The sequence below is a fragment of the Clostridium aquiflavi genome (assembly GCF_031344075.1).
GTDB classification, from domain to species: domain Bacteria; phylum Bacillota; class Clostridia; order Clostridiales; family Clostridiaceae; genus Clostridium; species Clostridium aquiflavi.
Genome location: NZ_JAVJAN010000016.1, coordinates 18,424 through 38,042, shown reverse-complemented (window position 1 = coordinate 38,042; position 19,619 = coordinate 18,424). Strand labels below are relative to the sequence as shown.

Genomic DNA, 19,619 nt, shown 5'->3' with positions numbered 1-19,619 from the left:
TAAACTTAAGATATAAATCTTAATTAAAGAGGAAAAATGATAATTTTGTCGAATATTAATTCATAATCAATGGTATAGGAGAGAATAATGGTAGATAGTATAAATAACTATAAAGAATATTTATTTGATAGTGGAAAAAGTGAAAATACTATATATGCTTATGTAACAGATGTGACATTATATCTTAAGTTTTTGGATAAGAAAGGTATAGATGTATATAAGAGTGATAAATTAACAGTTATGGCATATATTCAATATTTATTAGAGTCAGGAAAATCCGAAAGATCTATAAATAGAATAGTTATAAGTCTTAGGAGTTTTTACTCTTATTTAAAGAGTCAGTCATTAATAAATGAGGTACCAAAGATAGAGTATAAAAGTTCTAAAAATAATAGAAAGTTACCGCAAATTTTAACAGTAGATGAAGTAGATAAAATAATTAGAACAGTAGAGAAAGATTGTCCAAAAGGAATTAGAGATAACGCATTGCTAGAGCTTATGTATGCTACTGGAATGAAAGTATCTGAACTAATATCTTTAAATGTAGATGATATTAACTTGGAATTACACTTTGTAAGATGTACCGATAGTAGAAATTTTGAAAGATTAATACCTATAGGTAGAAGTGCTTGTAAAGCATTAAATGAATATCTTAGCATAAGATATAAAATAGCCGAATGTGGAGTTCCTAACTTATTTGTTAATCTAAATGGAAATAAATTAACAAGACAAGGGATTTGGAGAATAGTAAAAGAGTATTCTAAAAAAGCGCAGATAGACAAAGATGTAAATTTAAATACATTTAGACATTCATTTGCGGTACATTTACTTCAAAATGGTGCAAATGTAAGAGCTGTACAAAAGTTACTTGGAAATCAAGTATTAACATATATGGATACTTATTATGAAATAATAAATAATGATAAAATTAATTTTATATATATGAATACACATCCAAGAGCTTGATTTCACTAGCTTTAAGTAAAATTAAATATTTTTTTAATTACAAACTTCCACCCAGTTGCCACCGAAAAAACTATATTTCGGTGGCAAATTTAATTTTCGATTTAATTAAATAGTTATTCACTTAAAAACTGATACCTAAATTGGTGTCAGTTTTTATTTTTCATTGAGTTTGTTTAGACTAGATATAAATAAAAATAAACTAAAAATTTTGTCACATAATAAGGAGTTTTATAGTTTTATAATAATATTATTTATTATTTTGGTAACACTAATTTTGAAGGGAGGAAGATTGATGAAAAATAATATAAAAAGAATAATATCTTTTACATTGGTTTTTGTTTTGACTGTTATATTAATACCAATAGGAGCTGTAAATGCATCTATGCTAGAGGATGAAGTTAAAGCTGAGGGGATGAATGTAGAAGCAAAATCAGCATTATTAATTGAACCAACAACAGGAAAAGTTGTGTATGAAAAAAATCCAGATGAAAAGTTTGCACCAGCATCTGTAACCAAAATCATGACAATGCTTCTTACCATGGAAGCAATAGATAATGGTAAAATTAAATTAGATGATAAAGTAACTTGTAGTGAAAATGCAAAAAAAATGGGTGGAAGTACAATGTTACTAGATACAGGTGAAATAAGAAGTGTTGAGGAATTATTAAAGGGTGTAGCTATAGCGTCTGGAAATGATGCAGCAGTTGCTTTAGCCGAATATTTAGGTGGAACAGAATCAGACTTCGTTGTATTAATGAATAAAAGAGCTCAAGAGCTAGGAATGACAAATACAGTATTCAAAAATTGTAATGGACTTCCTGCAGATGGACATTTATCAACAGCACGTGATATTTCGTTAATGTCTATTGAGTTATTAAAACATCCAACTGTATTAAAATACACAGGAACTTATATGGATTCTATTTCAGAAGGAAGAAAGTCACCAATTGAACTAGTAAATCATAATAAATTAGTTAGATTCTTTGAAGGTTGTGATGGATTAAAAACAGGTTTTACAAATGAAGCAAAATATTGTATTTCTGCAACAGCAACTAGAAATGGAGTAAGAATGCTTACTGTTATTATGGGGGCACCAACTTATAAAATAAGAAATAGAGATGCAGGAATATTATTAAATCATGGATTTTCAAAATATGAAGGTAAAAAAATAGTAGCAAAAGATGAAGATGTAGAAAAAATTCTTATGGATAAACAAACAGATAGATTTTTTATGGCAAAAGCAAAAGAAGATTTAACAGCAGTATTACCTAAAGGAAACAATGGTGAAATTTCTAAGAAAATAGTTATTGAAGAATTAAAACCTGAATATAAAATGGGTGATATAGTAGGAAAATGTGAAGTTTATCTAGGTGAAGAAAAAGTAGGAGAAGTAGATATATATTCTGATAGAGATATAAAGAAAGGTAATCTATTTGATAATATAAAATATAATATAAAAAACTTATTTGAAAAAGGAGTATAGAAGAAACTTTTAAGATAACAATTTTAAATAGCACTTATAAAAAGATAGATTGTTAAGGGAAGTTATTTTGACTTCCCTTAATTGAGTTTTCTATTTATTTCAATAATTAATATATATTCTTATAAAGGTAATAAGCTTGTTTAAAATATATTTAATTGATATTATTTAAATAAGATAGTAAAATACTAATATCCATGCTAAAAAGGTGAGTGAATATATGGATTTTCCAAGTATTAAGATAAAAGATTTTGAAGGCCCATTTGATTTATTACTTCATTTAATTAAAAAGAATCAAATGGATATTTATAATGTAGAAATATCAAAAATAACAAATCAATACTTAAAATATATTGATGATATGAAGGTTATGGATTTAGAAATAACATCAGAATTTATAGTCGTTGCAGCTACATTAATAGAAATAAAATCTAAACATTTATTGCCTAAAATTAAGAAAGATGAAGATGAGGACGAAGAAGATCAAGAAAAAGATCTTATTGAAAAACTTATTTTATATAAGAAAATAAAGAAGGCAGCTGAATTTTTTAAAGAAAGATATATTAATTCAGGTGAATTGTATACTAAAAAGCCAGAAATAATAGAAGAAATAAATTTACCTCATAATAATGAAGATATATTTAAAAATTTAACTCTTTTGGAATTATATAATATGTATAACAACCTTTTAGAAATATATAATAATAAACAAAATAAAGCTAATGTAATTCAAAAAAGAATATATGTTGATAAATATAAAATTGAGGACAAGCTTGAGTATCTTTTAGGACTTATAGAAAATAATAAAGTTAGTAAATTTTCAGAAATTATTAATAAATGTGAATGTAAATTAGAATGTATTGTTAGTTTTTTAGCTTTACTTGAAATGGTAAAGCTAAGAAAGATAAGAGTATATCAAAGTGATAATTTTAATAATATATTAATTGAAAGGAGAGAAGATGATGGGGAAGAGTGATAGACTACAAATTCAATTTTTAGAAGAATTTCAAAAAAAATCTTTAAAATCAGGAATTGAAGCATTGCTTTTTGCAGGTGGTGAGCCATTGACAGCTAAGGATTTATCAATTTATCTTGAAGAAGAACTTAAAATTGTTGAAAATACTATACAAGAAATGATAGAAGAGTATGATATGCAAGAACGAGGAATAAAGCTTATTTCTATTAAGGGATCTTATCAATTAGTTACAAAACCGGAAAATAGCAACTTTATACAAAAGTTATTGAAGAAAAGTAAGCGCCAATCATTATCACAAGCTTCTTTAGAAAGTTTATCAATAATAGCATATCAACAACCTATAACTAGAATAGATATTGATGAAATAAGAGGGGTAAAATCTGAAAGTGCCCTTCAAAGATTGTTAGAAAGAGATCTTATTAAAGAGGTAGGACGATTAGAAGTACCAGGAAGGCCAATATTATATGGCACAACTGAAGAATTTTTAAGACAATTTGGGATTAAAGATTTAAATCAACTTCCATCACTAGATTTTTTTGAAGAGGATAAATCTTATGATTTAGAAACAGAATTTTAGTAGTACATAATTTATTTAAAATTAACATTAAAAACAGGTGTATTAAAGTATTTATTAATACACCCATTTAAATTAATGTGTATGAAATTAAAAAAATTAGGAGTTATTTTTAATCGTCTGTAGTATCACTAGAAGATGTATTTAAATTTTCAGTGATATCAAGATCGATATTAGTATTATTACCATGTTTAGCACTTTTATTCTTATTTTTCATTTCTTTTATTAAATCTTTTGCCATATCTATGACCTGGGGGACTGAATCAACAATTCTATCATAAGTAGAATCTTGATCAACTGGAATCATTCTTATACCATCTTCTTTAACGACTAAAAATGCGACTGGTTTAACAGAAACACCAGCACCTGATCCACCACCAAAAGGAAAATTTGATTCACCATTAAAGTTTTTATCTAATGTAGAGTATTCAGCTCCTCCGGAGGCAAAACCAAAACTTAATTTTGAAACAGGAATGATATAAGTACCATCTCGTGTTTCAACGGCATCGCCTATTACTGTATTTACATCAATCATACTTCTGAGATTTTCCATTGTGCTTCTCATCAATTTTTCAACAGGTTGTTCATTTGTCATAATTATTCCCTATATAGGGGTCCACCTCCTCAGAATAAAGTACTGATTTAAATATAATAATCAGTACATATATAATTTTTACAATAGAAATGAATATTATACTTGAAATTTCAAATTTTACTAAAAATTTATCTTCAAATATTGGATTTATATTAAATTTAAACTTATTTATTTTGTAAGGGATACTTAAAACAAAATAAAATATAGGTGTAAATTGAGATAATAGTCCATAAGTTATTGCAGTATGGGCAGAATCATTAAGACTATAATCTAAATTACCTTTTAAATTAATTTTAGGCTTAAATTTTGAATTATATAATTTTTGTATTAAATATTTTTTATGTATAATATCAAAAATATTTAAAGAATCTTTCTTTTTTTTGTGTGATTTTGATTTTGTATTTGAGCTTTGTTTTTTCTTTTTAATTTTTTCTTTTGATATTATAGTAAATTTATATAACTTTATATAATAATTATCAAATGAATAGTAAATACTAATTTTTAATGGAATAGGTGCAAGGATAATTATCATTAATATGAGTAAAAACAATTTCATAAATATATCTCCAATTTCTAAAGGTATTGTAATTATTGACATGTTATCCAAAAATAAAACTGATTTTTTTTGAAATATAGGTTTAAAATTAAAATTTCAAGGAAAAATAGAAGTAAGTAGTAATTAAGAAGGTGAGTATTATGAGAAAAACTATTAAAAATAATATAGTAATAATAATATTACTAAGTATTATGCTTTTTCAAATTTTCTCAAAAACTGTTTTAGCAGATAGCAAATTAAAAGATAATTTTAGGGTAAATGCAAGATGTGCAATAGCACTTGATAGAGAATCTAAAGAAGTACTTTTTGAACAAAATGCGTATGAAATAGTACCGATGGCAAGTACAACAAAGATAATTACAGCAATAATTGCCATTGAACAAGGTGATTTAGATAAAAAAGTAGTTATAAGTAAGAATGCTGCTTCAATAAGAGGGTCAAAAGTTGGGTACAAAGCAGGGGAAGAAATAAGTTTGAAGGAACTTGCATTTGGTTTAATGTTTAAATCAGGAAATGATGCAGCAATAGCCATAGCTGAATCATTAGGAGGTTCTGTGGAAGGATTTGCACAAATAATGAATCACTATGCTACAGGAATTGGAATATTAGACTCACATTTTGAGTCTCCTCATGGATTAGATAGTAATTCACATTACTCTTCAGCATATGATTTAGCTATTTTAACTGCAAAAGGTATGGAATATGACTTATTTAGAGAGATAGTTGGCTCAAAACAAATTAGTAAAGAAAAATATAATTTTACAAGAGACTATAATAATATAAATAAAATACTTTGGCTTATTCCAGAAGCAAATGGTGTAAAAACAGGTTATACTGGTGGAGCAGGTAAATGCTTAGTTTCATCTGTAAATCATCAAGGTAAAGATATAATTATAGTTGTATTGAATTGTCCTGATAGATGGGCACAAACACAAAAAATATATAATCATATTTTAGAAACGGTGGCATTCGAAAATCATAATATTAAGGAATTAGTTTATAAAAATTAAATATTAAAGCAAAAATAGTCTGTTTAATTTAAGTTTTTTTAATTAAACAGACTATTATTGTCAGCTATTAACTTTTAACATAATCTTTGCCCAAATATATTATCTAAATTAACCTTTTTAACACGTTCATTTATTTCATCAATATTAGTTGTATACAGACCTAATTCTTGCATTCTCTTAAAATATCCTGCTCCTGCAAAAGTATATCTATTCTTTCTTCCTTCCCTTGTATTAGCTTTTTCATTTGCAAAACTTATAATATCACCTACTGCAATAGAAGAAGGTAATATTAGAAGAGGCATACCCATAATAAGCCTAACTGCATTATGCCCAGATAATGTTCCGGTACATATAGCTTCTGTATGGCCAACAAAAAGACCACTCTTTTCTCCAGCACAGAATAAATTGTCTACTCCTACAACTTTTAAATCATTTGTTCTAGGTGCTACTGATAAATATCTAATTGAATTTCCTTTACTACCTGCATATGGATCAACATATTTAGCATATTCTAATCCCTTTATTTTTCTCAATTTTTCTAGTGGATAATAGGTAGTCATAAGTTTGGCATGACCTGTATCAAGAAGAACTACATTCTCAGCAAATTCTTTTAACGCATATTGTTGACAAACTTTAGTGCTAAGCTTTCCATAATTAACGTCTTCTTTAGGAATTTGTAATACTACGACACCGTCCTTATCTAATTTATTTTTAATATCTTCAGATAAACTTTCTTTCGCTAATTTACAAGAGCCTGAGAATGCACCTAGCACATCATCATCTCTTTCTCCTTGAATATCAGCAACTCCACATCTTTCACTAATACTAATTCTAGGACCAAATGCTGGGCATCTTAAAATGCACATTGAACAACCATTTCCGTAACGCAAACAATTTCCCATAGGTCCTGTTGTTCCTGTTGTCTCTATAAATACATCACCTTTAATATAGGTTCCATCACTTAAATAAACACCATGAATTTTATTTCCATCAAATTTAACATCGTTAACTCTACTTTCTATTAATATTTCTATTCCTAATGAAATTAAATATTTTCTTACTTCTCCTTCTATAAGATTTACATTATATAAAGTAGCATGTTTATGGCCTGGAAAATCTATATTTCTATGAGTTGATACCCTATCAGTAATTTTTATTAAATCTCCGCCACCTAAAGCAATAAGTTCTTCAGATGCAGTATATCTTCCATTGTTTCTCATTATTCCACCAACGTTACCTAAGCCGAGTAGAAGATCTGTTTTCTCTATTATAACAACATCAGCTCCTGCTTTTTTACTACTGATTGCTGCAGCACATCCAGACCAACCTCCTCCAATAATAACAACCTTCATATAAATCTTCTCCCTTCAAATATACTTCTTGGATCAGCTTGCTCCTTACAAAATCTTCTTACTCTATGACCAGAGAATCTTGCTGTACATGCTCCACAAATTCCTTCACCACAGCACATTTTAAAATTATTACAACAAGACAATAAAACATCTTTTCTATCTAATTTATCTAAATATTCAATAACCTCGTAGGTAAAAATGTCAGCTCCAGCGATATGAATATAATTAACCCCATCTTTTAAGGCTTCTTTTATGATAACCTTACAATGATCAGAAAGTTTTCCTTTATCAAGTAATTCATTCTCACTTGCCTCTACAGAATATTTTAATAATAATTCATTAGAAAAATCATCTGTAAATGGTGTTTTATCTATAACAACTTTCACCTCATTATCTTGAGAAAGTAATTTTCTTATAACTGGCATCATTGGAGCTACACCTATACCTCGTGCTAGTACTAATGATTTACCTCCTTTTTGAGAAGTTATATTTTTAATACCAAAAATTCCATTCCAATAAGGACCTCTAATAATTATGTTTTCTTCTGCTTTCAAATTTAAAATGCTTTTAGTTTTTATTCCTCTAACTTCTATTAATATTGTTATAATGTTTGTTTCTATATCAGATTCCATAATGGAAATAGGTACATCAAAATATTTATTTTCATTTTGACTTACAAATATATAACTTCCTGGCTTAACTAAATCTAATGCTAATTTATGTGGCGCTTCAAATTTAATCATTACAACTTCATCATTAAAATTGGTTATATCTTTAATTAGACAGCTGTAACTTTTTCGTCCCTCTTTTGCCTTATTACCATTATTAAATAATTCTTGATATATACAAACTCCTTTCCAATTTAAACAATCACAAAAACATTCCCCTTGTAGCTGAGAACATATTAAACATTCACCAGTTTCTGCTAACTTGCAAGGGCAATATTCAGTACCAGCATCTATGCAATCTCTTGGTTCTTTTACCATCGTCTCTCCTTTAGATAAAATTACTCCTCTTAATAATTTATAATTTTAACTTTAATTTGACACAAATAAATTGTGACAAAATTTTTACTTACTAATTATAATGAGTTATGCTCCAAACGTTTCAAAGTATAATTAAATGTTTATATACTTCTAACTAGGTATTATTAAAGAATTGATTGTATTTGAAAAGAAAATTATTGTTAGTTGATAGTTAATATCAAAACATTTATAATTAAAAATATATTTAATAAAAATGCCCAACAAGTGGCTTATAATTACTTATAAGGAGAGAGAAAAATTATGTTAGTAGTTATTTCTCCAGCTAAAACGCTGGATTTTAATAAGACAAATGAAACTTTACCAATGACAAGTCCAAAATTTTTAAAAGAAGCTAGAACCTTAGTAGACGAATTAAAAAAATATGATTCTTATTCATTAGGGAATCTAATGAAAACAAGTGATAAATTATCATTATTAAATAAAGATAGATTCGAAGTTTGGAATGAATCTTTTGATAATGCAAGACAATGTTTGATCGCTTTTAAAGGGGAAGTTTTTAGAGGAATAGATGTTGGAAGTTTTAATATTGAAGACTTATTTTATACTAATGAGCATTTAAGGATTTTATCTGGTTTATATGGTGTTTTAAGTCCATTCGATGGAGTAAATCCCTATAGATTAGAAATGGGAACAAAACTTTCTTTTGATAATTATAAAAACTTATATGATTATTGGGAGGATAAATTAAAACATAAAATAATAGAAGATATAAAATCTACTGGTAATAATATATTAGTAAATCTAGCGTCTTACGAATACTTTAAATCTATAGAAGGAATAGATATATTAGATACATCAGTAAATATTGTGACTCCTATATTTAAAGAGTATAGAAATGGTGAATATAAAATAATAACTATGAAAGCTAAAAAAGCTCGTGGACTTATGACTTCATTTATAATGAAAAATAAAATTAATAATATAAATGATTTAAAGAAATTTGATTTAGAAGGATATTTATATAATGAACAATTTTCAAATAATAATGACTTAGTTTTTACTTTAGAAAATTAATTTTTAGGGATTTATAAGTTTTTAGAGTATGCTTTTTGAGATACTGAAGGGGATAAGAATGGTTATGATTATGTTAATTTATAAAAAATATTAAATTTAAAATAAAGCTTGCAATTAAATTAAAAATCTGTTATCATAAATATATTGTTAAAAAAGATTTTTTATAGATATGTAGATTTCTCCTTTTAGAGAATTATATAAATCAATATTAGTCTTTAAAATTAAGGAGGAATTTAATATGGAAGATAAAATATTAGTATGTAAAGATTGTGGAGAAGAATTCGTATTTTCAGTAGGAGAACAAGAATTCTACAAAGAAAAAGGATTCGATAATGAACCTGTAAGATGTGCAGCTTGTAGAAGAGCTAAGAAAGCACAAAATAATAGAAGATAATTTATGATTTAAAAGGTTATAAGATTTTCTTATAACCTTTTTTTTATGTAGCAATTTAAGAAAAGGTGAATAAAGTGATTAAAGAATTATAGCTATTTTATAGTAAGTTATAAAATAGAGGGTTCTTAGTAGTTGATCCCTAAAAGCTACTTGCCAATAATTATATAAGTTAAAAGAAAAAGTAACTAAGAAGCTATAAAAATGTTTTAATTTTTATAGCTTCTTAGTTTTACAAAAAAATATTGAATTCTCTCTTAAAATGTGCTTATTATTAGTTAATATTTAAATTATGGTATAATTACTATAAATAAGCAAAAATAGTATACTTAAAAATAGTAATGAAAGAGGGGATATATGTATATTGATTTATTAGAAAGAAAGTATCTAATATTGAGATGCTTTCTTTTCTATAATGCATTATTTTACCATAGTATAATTTATTGATATTATCACCGTAATTATATATAATGAGATAATTAATTCAGTGCTTAATAAAGCTGAGATTATACACAAGTTATAAATTACAGAAAACTTTATATTTCAAGCACTTTAGTTCGGAGAGATGTTTATGTTAAGTAAAGAATTAGCACAGAATATAGTAAATAAAGTTATGGGAGTTATTCCTTATAATGTGAATATAATGAATGAAAAAGGTGTTATCATTGGTAGTGGTGATGTATCTAGAATAGGAAGTTTGCATGAGGGTGCTTTAGAAGCTTTAAAAAATAAAAAAGCAGTTGAGGTTTTTAAAGATTATGAATATACAAAAGCAGGAGTTAATATACCAATACTTTTTAGAAATAAAATTATGGGAGTAATAGGTATAACTGGATCACCTAAAATAGTTAGTCCATTTGGAAGAATAGTAAGCGTAACAGCTGAATTATTAATATCTCAGGAATATACTTTAAATCAGCATATAATAAAGCAAAAGTTAACTGAAGAATTTATTTATGAATGGCTAAATATCAATGAAGAGTATACTGAGGAATTCATTCAAAGAGGAATGTCATTAGAAATAGATATTAGAATAAAAAGATTTGTTATAGTAGTTCAATACGATAAATCTAAATTAAAGGAAGTTAATAAATTTATAGATAAGAATTTAAAAGAAAATGAATATAGTATAAATATATCTTCAAATAAAATAGCTTTGTTATTAAAAAGTGAAAGAATAACTAGCAATAAAATAATAAAATTTCAGGATAAAATACAGGAATTATCAATAAAGATTGGAATCGGAAGAGTTCATAGTATCATAATAAATTCATTAATTGATAGTGTAAATGCTCTTAATATTGGAAATAAATTATATGAAGATAAGAATATATATCTTTACGATGCAGTTAAGTTTTTTCATAAAATGAGTTTGCTTATAAATAAGGACTATGAAAAGGAAGTTATAGGTAATATATTACAGGAAATAATGGGAAAAGAACTATTAGAAACGTTCTTAATTTATATGAAAAACAATGGTGAAAGAGCTAAAACAGCTAATGAAATACATATACATAGAAATACACTTAACTATAGGTTAGAAAAAATAGAAGAAGTTACTGGATTGAAATTTAATGATTATTTAGATTTATTTCAGCTAATAACATCATATATAGGATATAAATTAAACTCTTAGAGTTTGATTTATATCCTATTTTGCTTTAAATAGGACTATTTTTGTGCGTTTGCATAATAATAATGAATATAAATTCGTTTACATTACAATAGATAAAAAAAATACATGCCTATACAATATTAAATAGAGTATATAAACATTTACATTGAAAGAAAGAGGGAATAAAAATGGAAGTTACAGTTACAGCTTTGGGTGCAGTAATAGCATTAATTATTGCAATTATATTAATTATAAAAAAAGTACATCCAGCATATGGACTAATAATTGGGGCCTTAGTGGGAGGGCTTGTAGGAGGAGCTGGTTTAACAGGTACTGTAGATTTAATGATTACAGGTGCTAAAAATATGATGCCAGCTATATTAAGAATACTTACTGCAGGGGTGTTAGCAGGGGTATTAATAAAATCTGGTGCAGCAACTAAAATTGCAGAATCCATTGTAGAGAAAATGGGAGAGTCAAAAGCTTTAATTTCTTTAACAATAGCAACTATGGTTTTAACTATGGTTGGTGTATTTATAGACGTAGCCGTTATAACAGTAGCACCAATAGCTTTAGCTATTGCAAAAAGAGCAAACTTAAGTAAAACATCAATTTTATTAGCTATGGTAGGTGGTGGTAAGGCCGGTAATATAATGTCTCCAAACCCTAATACTATAGCAGTATCGGATAATTTAGGAGTATCACTAACTAATGTAATGATGGCAGGAATAATACCAGCTATATTTGGTGTTATTATTACATGCATAATAGCTAAAAAATTAAAGAATAAAGGAAGTTTTGTAAAACAAGACGAATTAATACAAGAGTCAGAAGAAAAACCTAATTTTTTACCAGCAATAGTTGGACCGTTAGTAACTATATTATTACTTATGCTAAGACCAATAGCTGGTATAAGTATAGATCCATTAATAGCACTTCCAGTTGGAGGAATATGTGGAGCTTTAGCAATGGGAAAAGCTAAGAAAGTGAATGAATATGCTATATTTGGGATTGGAAAAATGAGTGGAGTTGCTATACTTTTAATAGGAACAGGAACTTTAGCTGGAATAATTTCTAATTCAGGATTAAAAGATGTAATAATTCAAGGCATAAACATTTTAGGATTACCAAGCTTTGCATTAGCACCAGTATCAGGAATACTTATGGCGGCAGCAACAGCGTCTACAACTTCAGGTGCAGCAGTAGCTAGTTCTGTATTTGGAGCAACAGCTTTAGAATTAGGTGTATCAGGTTTAGCAACAGCAGCTATGATGCATGCTGGAGCAACAGTTTTAGATAGTTTACCTCACGGAAGCTTTTTCCATTCAACAGGTGGAAGTATAAATATGGATATGAATGAAAGATTGAAACTTATTCCATATGAAGCTATGGTTGGACTTACTATGACATTGGTATCAACTATAATATTTGGAATAATACTTTAAGTACATATTATTAAATATGAGAGCTAACATAATTTATGGAGGAATTAAATATGAAATTTGTATTAGCACCAGATTCATTTAAAGAAAGCATGACTTCTAAAGAAGCATGTGAAGCTATGGAAAGAGGAATAAAGAAAGTTATACCAAATGCAGAATGTATAAAGGTTCCTATGGCAGATGGCGGAGAAGGAACTGTAGAAGCTCTAGTTGAGTCAACAAATGGAGAAATACATAAAGTAGAAGTATTAAATCCATTAGGCAAAAAAATAAATGCTTGTTTTGGAGTACTTGGAAATAAAACTACTGCGGTAATAGAAATGGCAACTGCTAGTGGTATACAATTAATAAAAAGAGAAGAACGTAATCCACTTATAACAACAACTTATGGGACAGGTGAGCTTATAAAAGCAGCTTTAGATAAAGGAATTAAGCATATCATTATAGGAATTGGAGGAAGTGCTACTAATGATGGTGGAGCAGGAATGATTCAAGCATTAGGTGGAAAACTTTTAGATAGCAATGGAAATGAGATTTCTTTTGGTGGTGGTGCATTAAATAATCTTGAAAATATAGATTTATCAAATTTAGATGGTAGATTAAAGGATACTACTATTGAAGTTGCTTGTGATGTTACTAATCCTCTAATAGGAGAAAAAGGAGCTTCAGCTATTTTTGGCCCACAAAAAGGTGCAACTTTAGAAGTGGTTAAAGAATTAGATGCTAATTTAGCACATTACTCAGATGTGATAAAAAGATGTTTAGGAAAAGATATTGCATATGCTGAAGGTGCAGGTGCAGCAGGCGGTCTTGGCGCAGCATTACTAGCATTTTTAAATGGAAAACTAAAAAGAGGAATTGACTTAGTTATAAAACACACAGACTTAAGTGAAAAAGTAAAAGGTGCACATTTTGTATTTACAGGAGAAGGAAGTATTGATTCTCAAACAATCTTTGGAAAAACTCCCATAGGCGTAGCAAAAGTTGCTAAAAAAGAAAATGTTAAAACTATAGCTTTTGCAGGAAGAATAGGTAAAGGTATAGAAAATTTATATCCTAAAGGAATAGATTCTATATTTGGTATTTTAACAAGTGTTACTGATATAGATAAAGCATTAGCTTTAGGAAAAGAAAATTTAGAAAGATGTACTGAAAATGTAGTTAGGGTTTTAGTATTATAATTTTAATAATTTAATAAAAGACTATATTTTGGCATGGTGTTGATATATGCATAAATAAAGCTAGACTAAGTAATTTAAAATAAAATCTAACAATATGAAAAGGTATTTAAAATAGTTGTTCTATTTTAAATACCTTTTCATATTATCCTTCTAAAGTTTTGCTTTGATGATTTTTTATAAGTTGAAAAATGTACATAATACTTAATTTTTTTCAAATACTATAAAAGAATATAGAGGTTAAAATTAAGTTTTTAAGAAAATACATTTTTCATATTTAATAAATAATTAAGCAAAAGAGGTAGATAAGATGAGAAGAACTAAAACTATGGATGGAAATACTGCTGCAGCACATATGTCTTATGGATTTACAGAAGTAGCAGCTATTTATCCTATAACACCTTCATCACCAATGGCAGAACATGTTGATGAATGGGCATCTCAAGGAAGAAAAAACATATTTGGAGAGTCTGTTAAAATAGTTGAAATGCAATCAGAAGCAGGAGCGGCTGGTGCTATGCATGGTTCACTTCAAGCAGGTGCATTAACAACAACATATACAGCATCACAAGGATTATTACTTATGATACCTAACATGTATAAAATAGCTGGAGAAAAATTACCTTGTGTTATGCATGTATCAGCCAGAGCACTTACTACATCTTCATTAAATATTTTTGGAGATCATCAAGATGTTATGGCAGCAAGACAAACAGGTTTTGCTATGCTTGCAGAAACTTCTGTACAAGAAGTTATGGATTTATCAGGAGTTGCACATTTAGCAGCTATAAAAGGAAAAATACCATTTGTAAATTTTTTTGATGGATTTAGAACATCTCATGAAATTCAAAAAATTGAAGTTATTGAGCAAGATGAATTAGCTAAACTCGTTGATTACAATGCAATTGATGAATTTAGAAAGAACGCATTAAACCCTAATCATCCAGTAACTAGGGGTACAGCTCAAAATCCAGATATATATTTTCAAACAAGAGAAGCAGTAAACAAATCTTATGATGATATTCCATATATAGTAGAGGAGTATATGAATGAAATAACTAAGCTTACAGGTAGAGAATATCATTGTTTTGATTATTATGGTGCAAAAGATGCTGATAGAATAATAATATCAATGGGATGTGTAAATGATGTAATAGAAGAAACAGTTGATTATTTAAATAATAATAAACAAAAAGTAGGTTTAGTAAAGGTTAGATTATATAGACCATTTTCAGTAGAGAAATTATTAAAATCAATACCAGAAAGTGTTAAGAAAATTGCTGTTTTAGATAAAACTAAAGAACCAGGATCAATAGGAGAACCTTTATATTTAGATGTAGTTAGAAGTTTGTATGGTAAAAAAGACGCTCCTATTGTTGTTGGAGGTAGATTTGGATTAGGATCTAAAGACCCTACACCTGAACATATCGCTGCTGTTTTTGATAACTTACTTAATGATGAACCAAAAAATGACTTTACAATAGGAATAACTGATGATTTAACAAATAAATCATTGAAGCCACATAAGGGAATAGATGCTATACCAGAAGGAACTACTTCTTGTAAGTTTTGGGGATTAGGATCAGATGGTACTGTAGGTGCAAATAAAAGTGCTATAAAAATTATAGGAGATCATACTGATATGTATGCTCAAGGATATTTTGATTATGATTCTAAAAAATCTGGTGGTATTACAGTATCTCATTTAAGATTTGGTAAAGAACCTATAAAATCAAGATATTTAATAGATAAAGCAGATTTTATTGCTTGTCATAATCAATCATATGTGTATAAATACAATGTATTAAAAGGATTGAAGAAAAATTCTAGATTCCTATTAAATACAATATGGAATAAGGAAGAATTAGAGGAAAAATTACCTGCAAGTATGAAAAAATTTATAGCAGAAAATGATATAGAATTCTATACAATAAATGCAATTAAGATAGCTCAAGATATCGGACTTGGTGGAAGAATAAACATGATAATGCAATCTGCATTTTTTAAAATAACAAACATTATACCTGTTGAAGATGCAGTTAAGTATTTAAAAGAAGCTGTTGTAAATACATATGGTAAAAAAGGCGAAAAAGTAGTTAGAATGAATCATGATGCTATTGATGCTGGCGTTGAAGGTGTAATAAAAATTGAAATACCATTTGGATGGAAAAATGTTATAGATGATAAAAAAGAACATAATGAAGAGTTACCTGATTTTATAAGGGAAATAGTAAATCCTATGAATAGATTAGAAGGTGATTCTTTACCAGTATCAACTTTTGTAAAGCATAATATTGAAGATGGTACATTTATGGCAGGAACTACTGCTTATGAAAAAAGAGGAATTGCAGTGAATGTTCCAGAATGGCTACCAGAAAAATGTATACAATGTAATCAATGTTCATATGTGTGTCCACATGCTACAATAAGACCATTTTTATTAAATGATGAAGAAAAATTAAAAGCACCATCATCTATTAAACTTGTTGAGCCAAAAGCTTTAAAGAGTGATGAAAAATTATATTATTCAATAGGAGTAACCCCTCTTGATTGTACAGGATGTGGAAATTGTGCTGAAGTATGTCCAGCACCAGGAAAAGCATTAGTTATGAAACCTCAAGCTTCTCAACATGAACAAATAGAAGTTTGGAATTATACAGTCGAAAAAGTAACTAATAAAAATCCTATGAATAAAAATACTGTAAAAGGAAGTCAATTTGAAATACCACTTCTTGAATACTCAGGAGCTTGTGCAGGTTGTGGAGAAACCTCATATGCTAAACTTGTAACTCAATTGTTTGGTGATAGAATGATGATAGCAAATGCTACAGGATGTTCATCAATTTGGGCTGCAGGAGCACCTGCTACAGCTTATACAAAAAATCAACAAGGACATGGTCCGGCATGGGCAAATTCATTATTTGAAGATAATGCTGAGTTTGGATACGGTATGTATTTAGGAGTTAAAGCTATAAGAGAAAGAATAGCTAATAATATTGAACTTGCTTTGAAATCTGATATGCCTCATAATGCAAAAGAAGTATTAAAAGATTGGTTAGAACATAAAGACTGTGGTGAAGGAAGTAGAGATAGGTCTAATAAAGTTATAGAAGTACTTGAAAAAGAAAATAATCAATTTGCAAAAGTTATATTAAAGGATAAGGAATTCTTAGTTAAGAGATCTCAATGGATATTTGGTGGAGATGGTTGGGCTTATGATATAGGCTTTGGAGGACTTGATCATGTTATTGCATCGGGAGAAAATATAAATATATTAGTATTTGATACAGAAATATACTCAAATACAGGAGGTCAATCTTCTAAATCTACACCAACAGCTGCAATAGCTAAATTTGCAGCATCAGGAAAGAGAACTAAGAAAAAAGATTTAGGTATGATTGCTATGACTTATGGTTATGTATATGTTGCACAAATATCTATGGGCGCAGATAAAAATCAAACACTTAAAGCAATAGCAGAAGCAGAGGCATATGATGGACCGTCATTAATAATTGCTTATGCACCTTGTATAAGTCATGGAATAAAAATCGGAATGTCAAATTCTCAAGAGGAAGAAAAGAAAGCAGTTGAATGTGGATATTGGAGTCTTTATAGATATAATCCTACATTAAAAGGAGTTAAGAATCCATTTTCACTAGATTCAAAAGAACCAAAAGAAAACTTTAGGGAATTTTTAATGGGTGAAGTTAGATATTCTTCACTTGCCAAAGTATTCCCAGAAATATCAGAAGATCTATTTAAAAAGACAGAAGAGGATGCTTTAGAAAGATATAATAATTATAAAAAATTAGCATCTCAAGAATAAGAAAGTTAGCATCTCAAAAATAAAATATATAAAAAATACAATGGCTATATTACTATAATGATATAAGTAATATAGCCATTTCTTTATATGTAAGATATTAAAAAATACAAAATTTTCAAATATTTTTATATAAAATTTAGTATAATGTATGCTTTGCGCTAAAATAAAGGAGCATTCTTTAGAATTTTTGAAGAATTTTATAATAAAAAGAAGATAAATCATTCTAAAGCTTGTCTTCATTGGTTGAAAAATGTCATGGATATGTTAGTATTGAACACAAGGATGTTGTAATAAATTTGAATATATGAAAAAGAGTTAATTAAAAAGGATTATATTGAAATTTACACATATATCCAAAAAAAATAGCGAGGGAGAGAAACTAATGAAGAAAGCTTTTTTAAGAAGAATACTAGGAGGGGTTGTAGCGATAGCAACAATTACTAGCCTAAGTCCATTAGGGGTATCCGCAGCAGGAAAAAATAATACTACTAATAATTATGCTACAACTAAATGTTGGAGTAAAGTTTATGGTACTTGGTTCTGTTTAGGTTCAAATGGACAAATACAAATAAGTGATTATATAAAAAATAATAATACAAGCTGTAATTTGAAATTTGGATGGGTGACATGCAATAGTAAGCCAGGAACAGATACTAATGGATCAAATGGTGATGTTACAGTTCCGAATGTACCAGGAAGTGACAATGGATCAAATGGTGATGTTACGGTTCCGAATGTACCAGTAAGTGATAAAGGATCAAATGGTGATGTTACAGTTCCAGATGCACCAGGAAATGACAATGGATCAAATAATGATGTTACAGTTCCGAATGTACCAGGAAAAGATACAACAAATCCGGACAATAATGGAGATGGCGGCACAGTTAAGCCTGAACAACCAGGAAATACACAAGAAAATTTACCATCTACAAATGGAGATTCTGTAAATGTTAATGGATTAAGCAAATTACCAGAAAAGTATTCTATAAGCATACAAAGTAGTGCTGAGAATAAAATCCTTCAATTAATGAATGAAAAAAGAGTACAAGCTGGTTTACAACCATTAACTATGGATAATACTTTATTACAAGTTGCTAGATATAAAAGTGACCATATGATTCAATATAATTATTTTGACCACACAAATCCAGATGGAACTAAATGGATAAACTGGTTACAAACAATAGGATATAAATATAATACAACTGGTGAAAATATTGCATATAATACATACGATCCAGTAGAATTATTCAATCAATGGTGGAATTCACAAGGTCATAGAGAAAATATGATGAATCCTTCTTATAATAAGGTTGGAGTAGGTGTTATTTACGATAAAGATAACAATAAATATATGGGAACTCAAACATTTTCAAATTAATAATTTTGATATAAAATAAAGCGATTTTTAAAGATATTTTTTAGGCTTTTAATTATGACTTAAGTATAGATTGAAAATTGAGAATTCTTAAAGTAACTTTATTTGAAAAATATTATTGTTCAACTAATATTTAAGATAAGTTTATATAAAGTCATTAATTTATTTTTCCTTAATCAAAAGATTGAGAGATTTAAATTAATGACTTTTATTTTAGTTA

General features: G+C 27.9%; 16 protein-coding genes. 12 read left to right on the top strand and 4 right to left on the bottom strand.

The annotated features are described in order from the left end of the window. Positions 1-87 precede the first annotated feature (87 nt). The 4 genes from RGC78_RS07295 (at position 88) to scpB (ending at position 3,999) form a co-directional block, all read left to right on the top strand. Positions 88-966 (top strand): tyrosine-type recombinase/integrase, encoded by an 879-nt coding sequence (locus tag RGC78_RS07295; protein WP_252213436.1) that lies wholly within the window; start codon positions 88-90, stop codon positions 964-966. A gap of 292 nt (positions 967-1,258) precedes the next feature. Beyond that, complete coding sequence (locus RGC78_RS07290; RefSeq protein WP_252213441.1) at positions 1,259-2,449, top strand: D-alanyl-D-alanine carboxypeptidase family protein; 1,191 nt, start codon at positions 1,259-1,261, stop codon at positions 2,447-2,449. Positions 2,450-2,666: 217 nt separating this feature from the next. Next, complete coding sequence (locus RGC78_RS07285; protein ID WP_252213443.1) at positions 2,667-3,422, top strand: segregation/condensation protein A; 756 nt, start codon at positions 2,667-2,669, stop codon at positions 3,420-3,422. Continuing rightward, the gene (gene scpB / locus RGC78_RS07280; protein ID WP_309556323.1) at positions 3,406-3,999 is read left to right on the top strand and encodes an SMC-Scp complex subunit ScpB; all 594 of its coding nucleotides are present in this window, start codon (positions 3,406-3,408) and stop codon (positions 3,997-3,999) included. The genes RGC78_RS07285 and scpB overlap by 17 nt, the downstream gene beginning before the upstream one ends. A 109-nt stretch (positions 4,000-4,108) precedes the next feature. On the opposite strand, the gene ytfJ is transcribed toward scpB, so the two are convergent. Continuing rightward, positions 4,109-4,591, bottom strand: coding sequence for a GerW family sporulation protein (gene ytfJ / locus RGC78_RS07275; protein ID WP_252213449.1), 483 nt, complete (start codon positions 4,589-4,591; stop codon positions 4,109-4,111). Further along, entirely contained in the window at positions 4,581-5,147 is a 567-nt protein-coding gene (locus RGC78_RS07270; RefSeq protein ID WP_252213451.1) for a DUF2953 domain-containing protein, read from the bottom strand. Before RGC78_RS07270 ends, ytfJ begins: the two co-directional genes overlap by 11 nt. A gap of 140 nt (positions 5,148-5,287) precedes the next feature. Between RGC78_RS07270 and RGC78_RS07265 the strand changes: the two genes are divergently transcribed. Continuing rightward, positions 5,288-6,157, top strand: a complete 870-nt coding sequence (locus RGC78_RS07265) for a D-alanyl-D-alanine carboxypeptidase family protein (RefSeq protein WP_252213453.1) — start codon at positions 5,288-5,290, stop codon at positions 6,155-6,157. Positions 6,158-6,231: 74 nt separating this feature from the next. Here the strand turns inward: RGC78_RS07265 and RGC78_RS07260 are convergent, their stop codons facing one another. Together RGC78_RS07260 and RGC78_RS07255 are read right to left on the bottom strand one after the other, a co-directional pair. After that, the gene (locus tag RGC78_RS07260) at positions 6,232-7,509 is read right to left on the bottom strand and encodes an FAD-dependent oxidoreductase (RefSeq protein WP_252213455.1); all 1,278 of its coding nucleotides are present in this window, start codon (positions 7,507-7,509) and stop codon (positions 6,232-6,234) included. Continuing rightward, positions 7,506-8,495: a sulfide/dihydroorotate dehydrogenase-like FAD/NAD-binding protein gene (locus RGC78_RS07255; protein ID WP_252213457.1), complete on the bottom strand. Its 990-nt coding sequence runs from the start codon at positions 8,493-8,495 to the stop codon at positions 7,506-7,508. Before RGC78_RS07255 ends, RGC78_RS07260 begins: the two co-directional genes overlap by 4 nt. A 300-nt stretch (positions 8,496-8,795) precedes the next feature. On the opposite strand from RGC78_RS07255, the gene yaaA reads away from it, so the two are divergent. The 7 genes from yaaA (at position 8,796) to RGC78_RS07220 (ending at position 19,402) form a co-directional block, all read left to right on the top strand. Beyond that, positions 8,796-9,569, top strand: a complete 774-nt coding sequence (gene yaaA, locus RGC78_RS07250) for a peroxide stress protein YaaA (protein ID WP_309556321.1) — start codon at positions 8,796-8,798, stop codon at positions 9,567-9,569. A 238-nt stretch (positions 9,570-9,807) separates the two neighbouring features. Next, the gene (locus tag RGC78_RS07245) at positions 9,808-9,963 is read left to right on the top strand and encodes a zinc-ribbon domain-containing protein (protein ID WP_003372027.1); all 156 of its coding nucleotides are present in this window, start codon (positions 9,808-9,810) and stop codon (positions 9,961-9,963) included. A 568-nt stretch (positions 9,964-10,531) separates the two neighbouring features. After that, entirely contained in the window at positions 10,532-11,596 is a 1,065-nt protein-coding gene (locus tag RGC78_RS07240; RefSeq protein ID WP_252213461.1) for a CdaR family transcriptional regulator, read from the top strand. Between the two features lie 167 nt (positions 11,597-11,763). Next, complete coding sequence (locus tag RGC78_RS07235) at positions 11,764-13,020, top strand: GntP family permease (protein WP_252213463.1); 1,257 nt, start codon at positions 11,764-11,766, stop codon at positions 13,018-13,020. Between the two features lie 50 nt (positions 13,021-13,070). Further along, on the top strand, positions 13,071-14,198 hold the full coding sequence (locus RGC78_RS07230) for a glycerate kinase family protein (protein WP_252225955.1): 1,128 nt from the start codon (positions 13,071-13,073) through the stop codon (positions 14,196-14,198). Positions 14,199-14,505: 307 nt separating this feature from the next. Next, positions 14,506-18,021, top strand: a complete 3,516-nt coding sequence (gene nifJ, locus RGC78_RS07225) for a pyruvate:ferredoxin (flavodoxin) oxidoreductase (protein ID WP_252225953.1) — start codon at positions 14,506-14,508, stop codon at positions 18,019-18,021. A gap of 382 nt (positions 18,022-18,403) precedes the next feature. Further along, positions 18,404-19,402 (top strand): CAP domain-containing protein, encoded by a 999-nt coding sequence (locus RGC78_RS07220; RefSeq protein ID WP_252213469.1) that lies wholly within the window; start codon positions 18,404-18,406, stop codon positions 19,400-19,402. The last annotated feature ends 217 nt before the right edge of the window (positions 19,403-19,619 follow it).

Excerpts from the sequence above, each read along its gene's own strand:
- RGC78_RS07290 (WP_252213441.1), top strand. The coding sequence starts at position 1,259 with ATGAAAAATAATATAAAAAGAATAATATCTTTTACATTGGTTTTTGTT.
- RGC78_RS07260 (WP_252213455.1), bottom strand. The coding sequence starts at position 7,509 with ATGAAGGTTGTTATTATTGGAGGAGGTTGGTCTGGATGTGCTGCAGCA.
- RGC78_RS07220 (WP_252213469.1), top strand. The coding sequence starts at position 18,404 with ATGAAGAAAGCTTTTTTAAGAAGAATACTAGGAGGGGTTGTAGCGATA.
- RGC78_RS07230 (WP_252225955.1), top strand. The coding sequence starts at position 13,071 with ATGAAATTTGTATTAGCACCAGATTCATTTAAAGAAAGCATGACTTCT.
- nifJ (WP_252225953.1), top strand. The coding sequence starts at position 14,506 with ATGAGAAGAACTAAAACTATGGATGGAAATACTGCTGCAGCACATATG.
- RGC78_RS07240 (WP_252213461.1), top strand. The coding sequence starts at position 10,532 with ATGTTAAGTAAAGAATTAGCACAGAATATAGTAAATAAAGTTATGGGA.
- scpB (WP_309556323.1), top strand. The coding sequence starts at position 3,406 with ATGATGGGGAAGAGTGATAGACTACAAATTCAATTTTTAGAAGAATTT.
- RGC78_RS07285 (WP_252213443.1), top strand. The coding sequence starts at position 2,667 with ATGGATTTTCCAAGTATTAAGATAAAAGATTTTGAAGGCCCATTTGAT.
- RGC78_RS07270 (WP_252213451.1), bottom strand. The coding sequence starts at position 5,147 with ATGAAATTGTTTTTACTCATATTAATGATAATTATCCTTGCACCTATT.
- ytfJ (WP_252213449.1), bottom strand. The coding sequence starts at position 4,591 with ATGACAAATGAACAACCTGTTGAAAAATTGATGAGAAGCACAATGGAA.
- RGC78_RS07235 (WP_252213463.1), top strand. The coding sequence starts at position 11,764 with ATGGAAGTTACAGTTACAGCTTTGGGTGCAGTAATAGCATTAATTATT.
- RGC78_RS07295 (WP_252213436.1), top strand. The coding sequence starts at position 88 with ATGGTAGATAGTATAAATAACTATAAAGAATATTTATTTGATAGTGGA.
- RGC78_RS07255 (WP_252213457.1), bottom strand. The coding sequence starts at position 8,495 with ATGGTAAAAGAACCAAGAGATTGCATAGATGCTGGTACTGAATATTGC.
- yaaA (WP_309556321.1), top strand. The coding sequence starts at position 8,796 with ATGTTAGTAGTTATTTCTCCAGCTAAAACGCTGGATTTTAATAAGACA.
- RGC78_RS07245 (WP_003372027.1), top strand. The coding sequence starts at position 9,808 with ATGGAAGATAAAATATTAGTATGTAAAGATTGTGGAGAAGAATTCGTA.
- RGC78_RS07265 (WP_252213453.1), top strand. The coding sequence starts at position 5,288 with ATGAGAAAAACTATTAAAAATAATATAGTAATAATAATATTACTAAGT.